A 13,816-nucleotide genomic window follows, 5' to 3' on the forward strand; every position below is an offset into this window, starting at 1 on the left:
TTTTTATGAAACGATGGATAGTTGCGATGGTTGTGAGTTTACTGGTGGTGGGACAGTTTTTTGGTGTAGAGATTATTATTCCCTCTGGTTTTCCTTATATGGGTATTCTCTATCAGCATCTCAGGGTTCCCCGGGAAGAACGAAAGAATATTCAGATTATCTCCAATGACTACTACAACGTGGTTTTTCAGTGGAAGGGCAAAACCTACAAGGCCAGACTGCTTGTCTTCGGGGCTATCTACCTTGAGAAAGAGGGAGAGATGCCATGGCTTCTCTCGTTTGATATCAAGCAGTTCCGTTCGGATGGGGCTTTTCCGTTTTCTGACACGTGGTAGTCCTCACCTGCGAGGTTATTTCACCGTTAGCTAACCTTGTGAGAATCTGATCTCCTTCGTTCACTTCCATGGGGGAGCGGAGGAGTTTTTTTCCGTGAGGGGTAAGCGTATAGGTGAGAGAATATCCTCTCTCGAGGGTTCTGAGGGGATCGAGGTTTTTGATTTTTTCCCCTAAAAGGAGAAGGGTGTTTTTCGTTTTCTGAATTCTCTTGGAATACTCTGCTATCATTTTTTCTGAAAGGTTAGCAAGATGAAGTGAGGTATTTTCAATGGTGTGATCAAGAGAGGGAAGAAGCCTTGAAGCGATATTGGATAAATTTTTTCGTGTGGTAGTGAGACGATGCTCTAAAAGAGCAAAGAGGTTTTCTGGATTGGCCTGTTCGAGAGAGCGCTGGACAATCTGAAAACGAGTGGCTAATATATTCCACAGCGTATTGGCATGATACCGAAGTGAACGGTTGGTAGCAATAATCTCTTTCATGAGGTGTTCTGCAGCCGCCGTAGGGGTGGGAGCCCTCATATCAGCCACGTAATCAGCAATAGTCCAGTCCACTTCATGCCCCACAGCGGAAATAATGGGAATTTCTGAGGCGAAGATAGCCCGTGCCACAATCTCTTCATTGAAAGCCCAGAGGTCTTCAACAGATCCGCCCCCTCTTCCTACAATCAGGACATCTATGGTGTTTTTGAAGTAGAGATTGGCTATTTCTATAGCCTGGGCTATTTCTGTGGCGGCAGCTTTTCCCTGGACGGCTACAGGGAAAAGCACCACATCCACCGCTCCATAAGGTTGAAAGGTACGGCTGAGAATGTCCTGAATAGCTGCTCCGGTAGAGGACGTGACCACTCCTATGGTGCGGGGAAAGAGCGGGATGGGTTTTTTGTGCTGTGGATCAAAAAGTCCTTCTTCCTGAAGACGTTTTTTCATAAGCTCAAACTGGCGACGAAGTTCTCCTTCTCCACTTACCAAGAGAGAAAATACCCGAAAGCTTATAGAATTCTGTTTGGTGTAATAGTTTATTTTTCCATAGACATACACTTCTGTGCCATCTTGAAGGGATGGAATGAGTTTGAAAGCGGAAGAAGAAGCAGGAATGTAGAGAGTGATCTGGGAGTTTTCGTCTTTGAGGGCGCAAAAGATATAATTTTTGGCAAGAGAAAGGTTTTTTTGATTGCTGAGATTGGTGATTTCCCCTTTGACCCAAAAAGGATCAGGGAACGTGCCTAAGAGAGCCTCTTCTGCACGTTCCCCGATCTCTGACACAGACAGATAACTGTCGGGAAAACCAGATTCCTGGGGCATTACTTGATATTGTAGCGCTTCTTGAAGCGTTCGACCATACCACCACGTTCGACCAGCTTCTTCTGACCGGTATAAAAGGGGTGGCAGTTGGAACAGACTTCAACGTTAATCTCTGGAACAGCGGCACGAATGGTAAATTCATTGCCACAGGTGCACTTCACCACTGTATCATAGAGTTGAGGGTGGATTCCTGTCTTCATGGAAGCTTCTCCTTGTGCTCTCAATGTATAGAGTATTATAAGCCAAAAAAAAGGTTTTGTCAATTTTTTTGAAAAAAAGCCCCCGGAAAAGCGGGTGGATGTACCGGGGGCTCTTTCAGGAGGGTCATAGTTTATTCGTAGCGGAGGGCTTCAATAGGGTTGAGAAGGGATGCCCTTCTGGCGGGATAATACCCAAAGATAATTCCAATGGTTAAAGTCACCATAAAAGAAAGAGCAAACACAGGCCACGAAAAGGCAATAGCCCACCCCAAGAGTTTTTTCAGAAACAGGCTTGCTCCTATTCCCACCCCAAGCCCAATAATTCCTCCTACGAAACAAAGGACGATAGATTCTGTGAGAAACTGCCAGAGGATATCCTTTTGCCTTGCTCCAACCGCCATTCGAATGCCAATTTCTCGTGTTCTTTCTACTACGGATACTAACATGATATTCATAATACCAATCCCACCGACCAAAAGAGAGATAGCCGCTATACTTACCAGAAAAATCGTGAGAGAAGCACTGACACTCTGGGCTGTTTCTAACATCTCACTCTGGTTCAGGATACGAAAGTCGTTGGAAACATTGTCTCTGAGCCTGTGGGTGCGTCTCAGGATGGTGGTTATTTCCTCTATGGTGGAGGAGAGAGTATCTTTGGAAAGAGCACTTACTAAAATCTGAGGAATATACTGGGACTGGTTTATACGCATTTTGTAGGTGGTGTAGGGGACAAGGACAAGATCGTCTTCGTCCTGGGGACCACTGGATCCTTTTTTGGCCAGCACACCACTCACCCGAAAAAGGGTATTTTGAATTTTGACTTGGTGTCCTGTGGGATCATAGTCGTCTCCAAAGAGTTCTTTGCTTGTGGTACTGCCAAGCACACACACAAATTGGCCACTTTTTACCTCTTCTTCAGAGAAGAACTCTCCCCACTTGAGTTGCCAGTTGCGTACAAGCGGAAAGTCGGCGGAAACACCATAAATGCTGGTAGAATAACTGGTCTCTTTGGTGGCTACTGTTCCAGAACTTCTGGCAAGAGGAGTTATGCCATTAATCGCGGAGAGTTCTTTTCGGAGGGCTTCATAATCAGTATAGGTAAGCCTGTTGGCTCCAGCCATGGAAACTCCACTGCTTCTATAGCGTGTGGGGAAAATGGTGAGAAGATTTACCCCCATGCTGGTGATTCTATTTTCTATCTGTTTTTGCATTCCCTCTCCGTAAGAGACCATAACGGAAACAGAAGCTATGCCAATCACAATACCTAACATGGTGAGGATGGTACGTACTTTATTGCGAGAAAGAGAACGAAAGGCTAAAAGAAGCATCTGTGAAATCATAAAGAAACCCTCCTCTCAATGGTTTCAAGAATTTCCCCATCCCGCATACGGATAATCTTTTTGGCATAGGCGGCAATGTCTTCTTCGTGAGTGACCATAACAATGGTGATGCCTTGCTCATTGAGTTCAGTGAGAAGGGTCATAATCTCTTTGCTGGTATGGCTATCAAGGTTTCCTGTTGGCTCATCAGCTAAAAGAAGAGATGGATTTCCTACAAGGGCTCTTGCAATAGCCACCCTTTGTTGTTGTCCACCAGACATCTGGTTTGGATAATGGTAGAGTCTATGTCCCAAGCCCACTTTTTCCAGCATATTTTTTGCCCTTTCCCGGATTTCTTTTGAGGGAAGTGGGGGACGACGGTAGAACAGAGGAACCTCCACATTTTCAATGGCGGTTGTTCGAGGGATAAGCTGAAAATTCTGAAACACAAAACCCATTGTCCTATTTCGCAAGGAGGCAAGTTCGTCAGCAGACATTTTGTGGACAGGTTTACCTTTGAAATGGTATTGTCCAGAGGTTGGGGTATCAAGAAGCCCTAAAATATTCATGAGGGTACTTTTTCCTGAACCTGATGGTCCCGTGAGGGCAACAAAATCCCCTTCATGGATAACAAGAGAAACCTCTCTCAGAGCCTGCACAGCCGCATCGGCAGAGTGATCTACTTCATAAACACGAGAAACGGCTGAGAGTTGAATAAGAGGAAAATTCCACTCCATAACGTTCCCCCTGCTAAAACATCGGTGGAGGAGGAGTATTGCCACCAGCCGGCATACCACCTCCAGGCATACCACCAGTGGAATTGCTCGAAGAATTTGAATTTTTATTTTGACCAGAAGAAGATGTTTGAGAAGAAGTGGTTTGTTTTGTTTTTGAGAGAGAAAGGATGAAGGTCTTGCCTTCGAGATCTTCTGTTTCATTGAGGGGTATAATTTCCGTGTATTGTCCATCAGAAAGCCCTGTTCTCACAGCGATGGGTCGAATCTCTCCCGTATTGGTGTTGATGAGCCAGAGGGTGGCTCTGTCCGCAGGTCTATTTGTTTGAGAAAAGCCTTCGTTTCTTCGTGGTCTATTGGTGAAACTTCCTGAAGGGGGTGCAGAGGGGAACTTACTTCTATTGGTGAGGAGAGCCATCATTTCTGCATTTGGTTGAAGACGAAGAGCTCGGGAAGGAACGCGAAGGACATTTTCCTTTTCAGAAAGGATAATCTCAATGGTGGCAGACATACCAGGGAGAAGTTTACGAGAGGAATTATCAGCCCGAATGATAACGGGATAATATACCACATCCTGAGAGGTCTGAGGTTGATGCCAGATCTCTTCGATCCTCCCTTCGAAGGTGTCCTGAAACGCAGAAACGGTGAATCGTACTTTTTGCCCTTTTCTGATACTGGAAATGTCCACTTCACTCACCGAAGCCTGAATCTGCATCACTTCCGGGCGACTGGCAATAACGAAGGCAAGGAATGGGGATACGGTAATGTTGGTGCCTGTTTTGAGGTTATTGACAGCGACTATTCCATCGACTGGGCTTGTTATCCTGCAGTAAGAAAGTTGTTGCTGGCTTTCTTTCACATCAAGAAGGATGGTTTGATAGTCGGCCAAGGCGTTTTCATACGAAAACCGTGCTGTTTCCAGTTCGGCAGAAGAACTAAACTTTTTTTCATACAGAGTACGGGTATAATCATAGGTTTGTTTTGCACTTATCAGGTTGTTAGAAGCCTGAATCAGGCTTTGTTTTTTCTTTTCATAGGACAAGCGGATGTCCGTATCATCTATCGTGGCGAGGAGGGTCCCTGCTTTCACTCTATCCCCAGCTGATACAAAGACACCCGTGACAATGCCACCCGTTTTCGCGTAAACGTAATGCTTGAAGGCATACTCTACATTACCGGTGGCAGAGATGGTTTGTGAAATGGTACCCCTTTCAACGGTAGCTACCTGATATGAGGGAGAGGAAGGCTTTCTCCCAAAGAACCACCACACACCTCCTCCAATGACAATGACGAGAAAAAGAAGAAAAAACCATCGTTTCATAGGTTCTCCTTATTTGTTTTCTTGAAAAAATTCTGGCCAATCGGGATTGTACCAGAAGGCAAGTTCACATCGGATAGTAAGCAGGTTAACCATCGCCGAAATAAGTGAGGCTTTTGTGGAAAGATAAGAAGCTTCTACCGAAAGAAGATCAAGAGCTGAGATACGGCCAAGAGCGTATTGTTCTTTTGCCTTTTCAAGCTGATTGGATACCGCTTGAAAAGAAAGTTCTGCAAACGTGAGGGTTTGTTGGGCTATACTTTCTTGCGTACGAAGAAGACGAAGAGAATTTTCTACTGTTTTTTGCCGGGCTTCTATCTGCGACCTCAGGCTGGCCAGATTCTCCTGTGTTTTTTTCTGTTCATAGAACGAAGAAGAGCCCGGTAACCATGAAAAAGGGTCCATAGAAAGGGAAACACCCGCGTTCCATTGACCCGAGAGGCCGTTCTTTTTCATACCTATTTGATAGCCGGCACTGATACCAATATCAGGGTAAGAGGATGCCTGTTGTATTTTAGAAGCAAGCAGAGTATTGGAAAGGGAAAAGAGAAGAGAGAGATAGTTTTCATCTCTTTCTAAAAAGGGCGGAGAAGAAGAGATATCAAGAGAGGAAAGGTAATAGCGAAGTTCCTCCTCAGATGGAGAAGGGGAAAACTGGGCATTTCCCAAAAGGGAAGAGAGGGTATTCTGGTTTTCTTCTAACGATTGTTTTTTGTTTTGCCAGGAGAGGTATGACTCGTAGGCTTTGGTTTGCTGTTCCTGGAGGGTTGAAAGGGTGATTTTCCCCATTTCATATTGAAGGAGGAACTGTTCTGTTTTCTTTGAAGCTAATTCATAGTTTCTCTCTGCAGCTTCGACCTCAGCGAGTAATTTGAGATGCGAAAAGTAGGTGGAAAAGAGGCTTTTTTTGAGAGAGGCTTTGAGGATGATTTCTTTTTTCTTGAAAAGGTCGTTTTGAAGAAAATTCTGCTGAAGAGAGAGCCATTCTTTTCCTCCGAGGTTCAGAGATTTGGAAACACTTAGAGAGGCTGTAGGAGAAGGAGAAGCTTCCTCAGAAAGGGCTATTCCTGTGGAGAGGCGAAAAGAAGGTTGCCAGAGAGAAGCCACAGAAGCCTCACTCTGGGCGAGAGCTGCCTTTTGTTCGCTTTTCAACTGGAGAAGAGAGGGATTGTTGGTGGAAAGAACAAAGAGGAGATGACTCAAAGAAGTGGCAAAGAGAAAGGATGGCACGAAAATACAGCCTAACACCATCTGTTTCATAACTACTCCTGAATGCGTTTTACTATAATAAGGCAAGAGAAAGAAAAAAGGTTGCAAGATGGGATTTTTCTTGAAATTTTTTCTTTGTGTGGGTATAGTATACACGGAAGAGAAAATCAAGGAGGCGACAATGAAACGATGGTGGATATATCTTTTGTTAGTCTGTGTAGTCCTTATCGTGTCTTCTCAGGCGGCAAAACCCGCGTATGAGGTGGATAGTTTTGTGGGAAAGGTGGAGTATTCCTCAGAAGGGAAGGTCTGGAAGCCTGTTGAGGTAGGCATGAAACTCTCGCAGAACGCCTGGATTCGGACAGCTGAGGATGCTTCGGTAACCATGGTGTATCAGGGAAAACGCAGTCTTCAGGTGCTTCAGAATACCGTCGTGCAACTCAAGAGCCTCGGAACGAAAGAAACGGTATCGGTGAAGAAAGGCAAGGTGCATTTGAATGTCTTTACCAAACTGAAACAGGGTGAAGTGGTTCAGGTGGAGAATGATGTGGCGGTTGCTGCCGTACGTGGTACCCGTTTTATTATTGATTATGAGGAAGGGGCGGCTTCAAAGTGTGTGGTTGTCGCTGGGACGGTTTCTCTCACCCGCCAGGTCAAGGTTCCCCCTGAAGTGGCTAAGGATCCTGAGGTAAAGAAGCTTCTCACCGTTGAGGTGAAGGCCAATCAGGAGCTTACCATGACCATGGCGGAAAACAAGGCTCTCGAAGAAACCATTCAAAGGAGCAAGAATAACTTAGCTCTTCTTAAACAAGCCCTTTCAGAGGCTCAACGAGAGACCATGTCTCGTATTATGGCTGTCAAGAATGCCGAGCGTGTGTTAGAGGAACTCCGGCAATATGATGAAGAAAATACCGAAAACGGTGAAGATGAAACAGAGGAAACGGTGGATAAGATAAAGAGCAAAGTGAAATAGATAGAGAGGTTTCTCTATGCCAAACAAAAGGCTGCCCTTAGTGGGCAGCCTTTTGCGTGATCGGCCATCATAGTAGGGAAATATTTTTTTCTTGAGTATCAAAGTTGTCTTTTTTGAAACAAATAGAAATATGTTGCATTTTTCTACTTTTTGCATATGCAAAATGCATAATTTTGTGTCTTTATAGTGTGTTTGTTAAAATATTTCTCGTTTTATTTCTTTATAAGAGAATGAGATAATACATTATCTTTTTTGGCATGAAAATTGCTATTCTTTTTTTAACATCTACGAGGAGTCAACTATTATAAATTCACCTCCTGAGGGAAGGAGGTAAGGCGAAAGGGGTCGAAGGTAGTTTGATGAGAGAGCATGGCGTAGAGGAGGCGAAGGAGTTTGTGAGCCACGCAGAGATTGGCCTTTTTAGCAACACGGGATTGAGCAAATTTGAGGTTAAAATACTCACCGAAAGCGGGGACAAAACGTCTGACAGAGCGAGCGAGGAGAAAAAGGATACGTCTGAGGTGACGGTTCCCTCGTCGAGAGATATGGCCTGTGGTCGAGGACTGTCCGGATTGATAAATAGCGGGGTCAAGACCTGCGTAAGCGATGAGTTTTTTGTAGTTCTCAAAACGGCTGATAGAGCCTATTTCGGCGAGGAAGGTAGCGGCACCGACAAGACCTATACCAGGGACGGAGGTAAGGATCTGTATTTCAGTGGGAAAAGCCTGAAGGGCGAGGGACTGGATGTGAGCGTCAAGTTTCTCGAGGTGCTCCTGGAGGAAAAAGAGCTGGCTTATAATGTTCTGGAGAACGTTTTCCTCGGCGGAGTCTGGAGAAGCGATGGAGGAAGAGGCGAGTTCTTTGATTTTAGTGATGGAGAGGCGGGATTTTCTGCCCCGTTTGTTTGGTGGGAAGAAGGCCTCGAGGGAACTTTCAGAGGCCTTCTGGATGGCGGTAGCGCTGGGGAAAGCCAGGAGGAGAGAAAGGAGGCTCTTTGGGTAACCTGTGGTGTACTCGAGGATTTCCGGAAAACAGTCGAAAATGGCGTCCTCGAGGAGGTTTTTTACCATAGCGATGAGGGTAACGACTTTTTCACGGTAACGGGTGAGGCTACGGAGTTCTGGACATGGATGCCGGAAGGGTTTTTCGAGGGAATGATACTGGGAGAGGAGAAAAAGAGCGATGTGATGAGCATCGATGGAGTCAGTTTTGGTTTTTCGAAGGGAGAGTCTGGAAAACGTTCGTGTCTGAAGTGGGTTAAGCACGAAAGTGCGGAAACTCTGAGAGGTCAAGAACCTGAAAAGATGGTGGTGATAACCGCCGGTAGATTCAAGACCGACGACCAGACTCTCCTTTGGGTAAATCGAGAGAAGGGTGAGGAGTTTGTCAAAGCCCTCTCTCTCCATGGGGAGGGCAGACGAGTGAAGGACCTGCCGCTGGTCGTCAAGGACACAGACGAAGAAATCTTTTTTGGCGACGTCGATACCGACGAAAAGGGTTGGGGTGTGAAGCATATGGCTTCCTCCTTATGGAATTTTGTGGTTTCTGGCAGGTCCTCCCACTCAAAACTCCATTATGACAAGGGCTTCTTAGCCCAATCAACTTATGATGAGTACGGGAGGCAGGAGACAGACTCCTCTAAGGGCTCTTCTGGCCCAGGAAATATTCGTCTTCCTGCCAGATGGGTGGTTTATTATAAAGGGAATTTTATGTAGGAGGTAGGATATGAAAAAGTGGTTAATCGGAATTGGAGAAGTACTGTTAGTTAGTACTCTGTTTGGTGGTGTAATGATGCAGGGATTTTATTGGGATGTTCCTGCTGGAGGGACGTGGTGGGATACGATGAAAAGCAAGGCTTATGAACTCCGTTATATGGAAGGAGGGTATGGTATCAATCGTATCTGGTTTCCTCCGGCTTCTAAAGGACAAACCGGTGCTACGTCAATGGGATATGATCCCCATGATTACTATGATCTTGGTCAGTACTATCAGGATGGCACAACAGAAACCAGATTTGGTTCTCAGGCAGAGTTGAAATCAGCTATTGCTACATTCAAAGGATATGGGGTTTCCTGTATGGCGGATATTGTGCCTAACCATAGATCTGGTGGTGCCAGTGAGTATAATCCTTACACAGGGGGAAATACGTGGACAGATTTTCGTAATGTAGCAAGTGGAAAAGCGATGTGGCAGTATAGTGCTTTTCATCCCAATAACATTCATTCTGCTGACGAAGGTACTTTTGCGGGTTTTCCAGATGTATGCCATAATCAGACGTTTGTCATGGATGATCTCAAAGCATGGATGAACTGGTTAAAAGATAGTGCGAACGCAGGGTTTGATAGCTGGCGATATGACTATGTCAAAGGATATGGTGGCTGGGTGGTTCAACAATTGAATTCAGCCACAAGTCCTACCTTTAGCGTGGGTGAGTGCTGGGATGGGAGTGTAAGCGTACTCGATAGCTGGGTGAGTGCATCGGGAACCTCTGTATTTGATTTTGCCCTTTATTATACCCTTCGGGATATTTGCAACAATACCTCGGGTGGAGGATATCTTCCTAATGTATTCAATACCAGTATGAGTTATGCAGCGAAGAATCCTCTCCGAGCTGTTACCTTTGTAGGGAATCATGATACGGATGAAATTACTACGGATAAGATGATGGCATATGCTTTTATTCTGACCTACCAGGGATACCCTTGTATCTGGTGGAAAGACTACTATAACTACGGTCTTGCTACAGGGGGAGGTGCTGGTACAAGTTCGGGAAATGGAATCAAGAAGTTAGTATGGGTGAGAGAAAAATTAGGTGGAGGGTCCCCAAATATTGAAATTCTCAAAAGTGACGATGGAGACTTGATTGTTTATGGAAGTAAGGGAAGTTCTACCTCGGCTCCTGGTTATATTGTAGCTATAAATGACTCTCCTTCATCATGGAAAAGTGCTCAGGTGACCACAGGCAATAGCTACTTGAAGGGACAAACACTTGTTGCGTATGCATGGTCTTCCACAGTAAGCGGGCAAAACTATCAGCCGGCAAGTGTGAGTTGTAGTAGTACAGGGGTTGTGACTGTTTCTGCTCCGCCAAGGGGATATGCTGTGTATAGTATATCTACCAACGGTAGTAGTGGAACAACCACCAATACGAATACGACAACGACTACTACCGTAAAAGCAACCTATGATGTGGGATACGGAAATACCATGTACATCCGGGGAAGTGTAGCACCATTATCGTGGGACAAGGGCATTGCTATGACCTGGACAACGGGTAATGTGTGGACATGGAGTACAACCCAGATTCCTGCAGGTACGACATTTGAATACAAGGTTTTGATCAATGACACTACATGGTCGGATGGGGCAAATTATGTGGGAACAGGTGGTCAAACGATGAGTATTACTCCTACCTTTAATGGAAACTTTTATGATACAATGGATGTAATTACACAAAACTGGGTCGTCAGTGGATATACAGGTGCTGGAAAATGGCATAATTACAATTATATGGCACGGGCCTATGGATGTACCACTGAATCTATTATGACACTGAAGTGGTCTCTTGCCAAAGTAACAAATGCCAAAACTGTGACTCTTGCTTTCAAGCGGCAGGTTACGGGGCTGGACAGTGGAGAATATCTGGCTGTTGATGTCTATAATGGTACCTCGTGGGTACAAGTAGCCTCTTTTACAGGAACACTATCGCTTGCCAATGTTTCTTATAATGTTACTCAGTATAAAAACGCAAACTTTAAGGTTCGTTTCCGTACAAAAATGAGTAGTACTTCTGAATACTCTTATGTAGACAATGTCTCCGTTGCCGTCTCCTTCTGAGGAGAATTATTTTACCCAGTCCTCTCCTGAGATTACGCTCAGGAGAGGACTTTTCTTTGAAGGTTTTAGAGAAGGTTCCAGGAAACAAGATCTTCTTCTACTGTCGTTGTACCTGTTATATCAAATTCTTTTGTAAGGATCTCCACGATATGAGGGGAAAGAAATGCTGGTAGGGACGGACCGAGGTGGATATTTTTTACCCCAAGGGACAAAAGAGCAAGAAGAACAATGACAGCCTTTTGTTCATACCAGGCAATGTTATAAATGATTGGAAGATCATTTATGTCTGAAACTCCAAGTATCTTTTGAAGATGAAGAGCTGTGATGACGAGAGAATAGGAATCATTGCATTGGCCAGCATCTAGTACTCGTGGAATACCGTGAATATCCCCCAGCCGAAGTTTATTATAACGATATTTGGCACATCCTGCAGTAAGGATAATGGTATCTGAGGGAAGTTGACGAGCAAAATCGGTATAGTACTGGCGAGAGGGCATTCTTCCATCACAACCAGCCATAACCACAAACTTTTTCAAGTATCCTTTCTGGATAGCATCAATGACTGTCTCTGAAAGAGATTGAAGTGTGTGATGAGCAAAACCGCCAATGATTTCTCCTTTTTCAAGAGGAAGAGGGGGAGGACATGTTTTGGCATGTTCTATGAGGGCAGAGAAGTCTTTCTTTCCATTGACGAGCGTAGGAATATGTTTTGTTCCTGGAAAACTTACTGGCCCAGTCGTATAGATACGCTCTTTATAACTTTCTCTGGGAGGCACAAGACAATTTGTAGTAAGAAGAATAGGTCCTCGAAAGGCTTCAAACTCTTCTGTTTGTTTCCACCAAGCATTTCCATAATTTCCAGCAAAGTGGGGATACTTTTTGAATACCGGGTAATAATGAGCAGGAAGCATCTCACTGTGAGTGTATATATCGAGGCCACTATCCTGGCTCTGTTCCAGAAGTTCAAAGAGATCTTTGAGATCATGTCCACTGATCAAAATACCAGGTTTATTACGAGGAGCCAGAGATACTTTTGTGGGTTCAGGATGACCAAAGGTTGTGGTGTTGGCTTTGTCTAAAAGTTCCATGACTTTTACTCCATATTGACCCGTTTCCATAACAAGTGAAAGGAGTTTTGATAACTCAGTTTCTTCTATAGACTGAACAAGAGCTTTCTCGACGAATTCGGCAATATTATCATTTTCAAATCCAAGATGGGAAGCATGATAGGCATAGGCAGCAATTCCTTTGAGTCCATAGGTGATGAGTTCTCGTACAGATCGAATATTTTCATCCTTTTCTTGAAGAATTGAGCCATGTTCTTCAAGCGCATGAATATCCTCTTCGGTAGTTAGAGACATTCTAGCAAAAGAAGGTACGGAGAGTTGATATTCTTCCTGAAGTTTTTTACTATAGGCTGTGATATGCATAATTCTAGAGACAAAGTCTGTAGGATCAAAATTGGCATTTGTGATAGTGGTAAATAATCCTTCCCATAGCAGATGTGCGACTATAGAGTCTTTTTTTCCCTGTTTACGAAGGGCTTGATGCGTAGCGGCAAGGCCTCGTAGGGCATAAACTAAGGCATCCTGTAAACGCGCCGTCCTTTCATCTTTTCCACATACACCTTTGACACTACACCCAATTCCACCAGCAGCCTCCTGGCATTGGAAGCAAAACATAGACTTTTCCATGGTATTCCTCCTCATCTTTGGTATTAGATTTCTGTTTCTCCTACAATGGTACCTTCAATTCCCACCGTTATTACCTTCAGGGGAAGATTGTTTCCGCTCATTTCACGTGCTTTCTTGGCAAGAAAGGCAAGTCCACGACAACAGGGAACTTCCATTACCATGATAGTAAAAGAAGCAGGAGCACTTTTTTCGAAGATAGTAGAGAGCTTTTCTAAATAAATCTCCTGATGGCTATCAAGCTTGGGACAGGCAATCAGGAGCTTTTTGTTTTTCAAATGGCTATGAAAACCCGGAAGACTGAAAGCAGTACAATCAGAAGCTAAAAGTATATGAGCATTATTCCACAATTCATTACTACTATTGACTAGATGAAGCTGGATAGGCCAGTTTGTGAGTGTGTAGGCTTCGTATTCCTTTGAAAGGGATAAAGATGTTTTTGGGGGGAAGTCAAAATGGGTAAAAGGGATCTTTTTTTCTGAAAGAATACGAAGAGCAATTTCATAGTCTTTCCATTGATTGTGGGAAACAAGATGTTTCAAATGGGCATCTATGACGTTTCTTCCCTGAGGAATGATATTTTCTATAACCCTTGTTTCATCATAGGGTAGGGCCTCCCGCTCTTCCACGTGAAGAGCATTTTCTGGACATACTCCTACACAGGCACCGAGGCCATCACAGTAAAATTCAGATACAAGTCGAGCTTTTCCATCGATGAGTTGCAAAGCTCCTTCAGGACAGTTTGGTATGCAAAGTCCGCAACCGTTGCATTTTTCCTGGTCAATAACTATCATTTGTCTCTTCATCGAATCTCTCCTTGATTTTTTTGTTTGTTTATAGTATACTACTTCTATAGGAATTTTTCTGTCACCTTGGTGACAAAAACGGAGGTGTTTT

General features: G+C 44.4%; 13 protein-coding genes. 4 read left to right on the forward strand and 9 right to left on the reverse strand.

Going from position 1 to position 13,816, the window contains the following annotated elements:
- The first annotated feature begins 5 nt into the window (after positions 1–5).
- Positions 6–335 (forward strand): hypothetical protein, encoded by a 330-nt coding sequence (locus BREVNS_RS09880; protein WP_483426843.1) that lies wholly within the window; start codon positions 6–8, stop codon positions 333–335.
- Here BREVNS_RS09880 and xseA read toward each other — a convergent pair.
- The 6 genes from xseA to BREVNS_RS09910 form a co-directional block, all read right to left on the reverse strand.
- Complete coding sequence (xseA, locus tag BREVNS_RS09885) at positions 286–1,638, reverse strand: exodeoxyribonuclease VII large subunit (protein ID WP_483426844.1); 1,353 nt, start codon at positions 1,636–1,638, stop codon at positions 286–288. The genes BREVNS_RS09880 and xseA overlap by 50 nt on opposite strands.
- Positions 1,638–1,838, reverse strand: coding sequence for a 50S ribosomal protein L31 (rpmE, locus tag BREVNS_RS09890; RefSeq protein ID WP_483426845.1), 201 nt, complete (start codon positions 1,836–1,838; stop codon positions 1,638–1,640). The genes xseA and rpmE overlap by 1 nt, the downstream gene beginning before the upstream one ends.
- Positions 1,839–1,969: 131 nt before the next feature.
- Positions 1,970–3,178, reverse strand: a complete 1,209-nt coding sequence (locus BREVNS_RS09895) for an ABC transporter permease (RefSeq protein ID WP_483426846.1) — start codon at positions 3,176–3,178, stop codon at positions 1,970–1,972.
- Entirely contained in the window at positions 3,175–3,894 is a 720-nt protein-coding gene (locus BREVNS_RS09900) for an ABC transporter ATP-binding protein (protein ID WP_483426847.1), read from the reverse strand. Before BREVNS_RS09900 ends, BREVNS_RS09895 begins: the two co-directional genes overlap by 4 nt.
- A gap of 13 nt (positions 3,895–3,907) precedes the next feature.
- Complete coding sequence (locus BREVNS_RS09905; RefSeq protein ID WP_483426848.1) at positions 3,908–5,212, reverse strand: efflux RND transporter periplasmic adaptor subunit; 1,305 nt, start codon at positions 5,210–5,212, stop codon at positions 3,908–3,910.
- A gap of 9 nt (positions 5,213–5,221) precedes the next feature.
- Complete coding sequence (locus BREVNS_RS09910) at positions 5,222–6,469, reverse strand: TolC family protein (RefSeq protein WP_483426849.1); 1,248 nt, start codon at positions 6,467–6,469, stop codon at positions 5,222–5,224.
- Positions 6,470–6,599: 130 nt separating this feature from the next.
- On the opposite strand from BREVNS_RS09910, the gene BREVNS_RS09915 reads away from it, so the two are divergent.
- On the forward strand, positions 6,600–7,391 hold the full coding sequence (locus BREVNS_RS09915) for a FecR domain-containing protein (protein ID WP_483426850.1): 792 nt from the start codon (positions 6,600–6,602) through the stop codon (positions 7,389–7,391).
- Positions 7,392–7,693: 302 nt separating this feature from the next.
- On the opposite strand, the gene BREVNS_RS09920 is transcribed toward BREVNS_RS09915, so the two are convergent.
- Positions 7,694–8,905, reverse strand: coding sequence for an IS110 family RNA-guided transposase (locus BREVNS_RS09920; protein ID WP_483426851.1), 1,212 nt, complete (start codon positions 8,903–8,905; stop codon positions 7,694–7,696).
- On the opposite strand from BREVNS_RS09920, the gene BREVNS_RS09925 reads away from it, so the two are divergent.
- Entirely contained in the window at positions 8,906–9,106 is a 201-nt protein-coding gene (locus tag BREVNS_RS09925; RefSeq protein WP_483426166.1) for a hypothetical protein, read from the forward strand.
- 10 nt (positions 9,107–9,116) lie between these two features.
- The gene (locus tag BREVNS_RS09930) at positions 9,117–11,228 is read left to right on the forward strand and encodes a carbohydrate-binding module family 20 domain-containing protein (protein ID WP_483426852.1); all 2,112 of its coding nucleotides are present in this window, start codon (positions 9,117–9,119) and stop codon (positions 11,226–11,228) included.
- A gap of 65 nt (positions 11,229–11,293) precedes the next feature.
- Here the strand turns inward: BREVNS_RS09930 and hcp are convergent, their stop codons facing one another.
- Positions 11,294–12,922 carry a hydroxylamine reductase gene (gene hcp, locus BREVNS_RS09935; protein ID WP_483426853.1) on the reverse strand — a complete coding sequence of 543 codons (1,629 nt, stop codon included), beginning with the start codon at positions 12,920–12,922 and terminating at the stop codon, positions 11,294–11,296.
- Positions 12,923–12,945: 23 nt separating this feature from the next.
- On the reverse strand, positions 12,946–13,725 hold the full coding sequence (locus BREVNS_RS09940) for an ATP-binding protein (protein ID WP_483426854.1): 780 nt from the start codon (positions 13,723–13,725) through the stop codon (positions 12,946–12,948).
- Between the last annotated feature and the right edge of the window lie 91 nt (positions 13,726–13,816).

The organism is Longinema margulisiae (assembly GCF_025266855.1).
Lineage (GTDB): Bacteria > Spirochaetota > Brevinematia > Brevinematales > Thermospiraceae > Thermospira.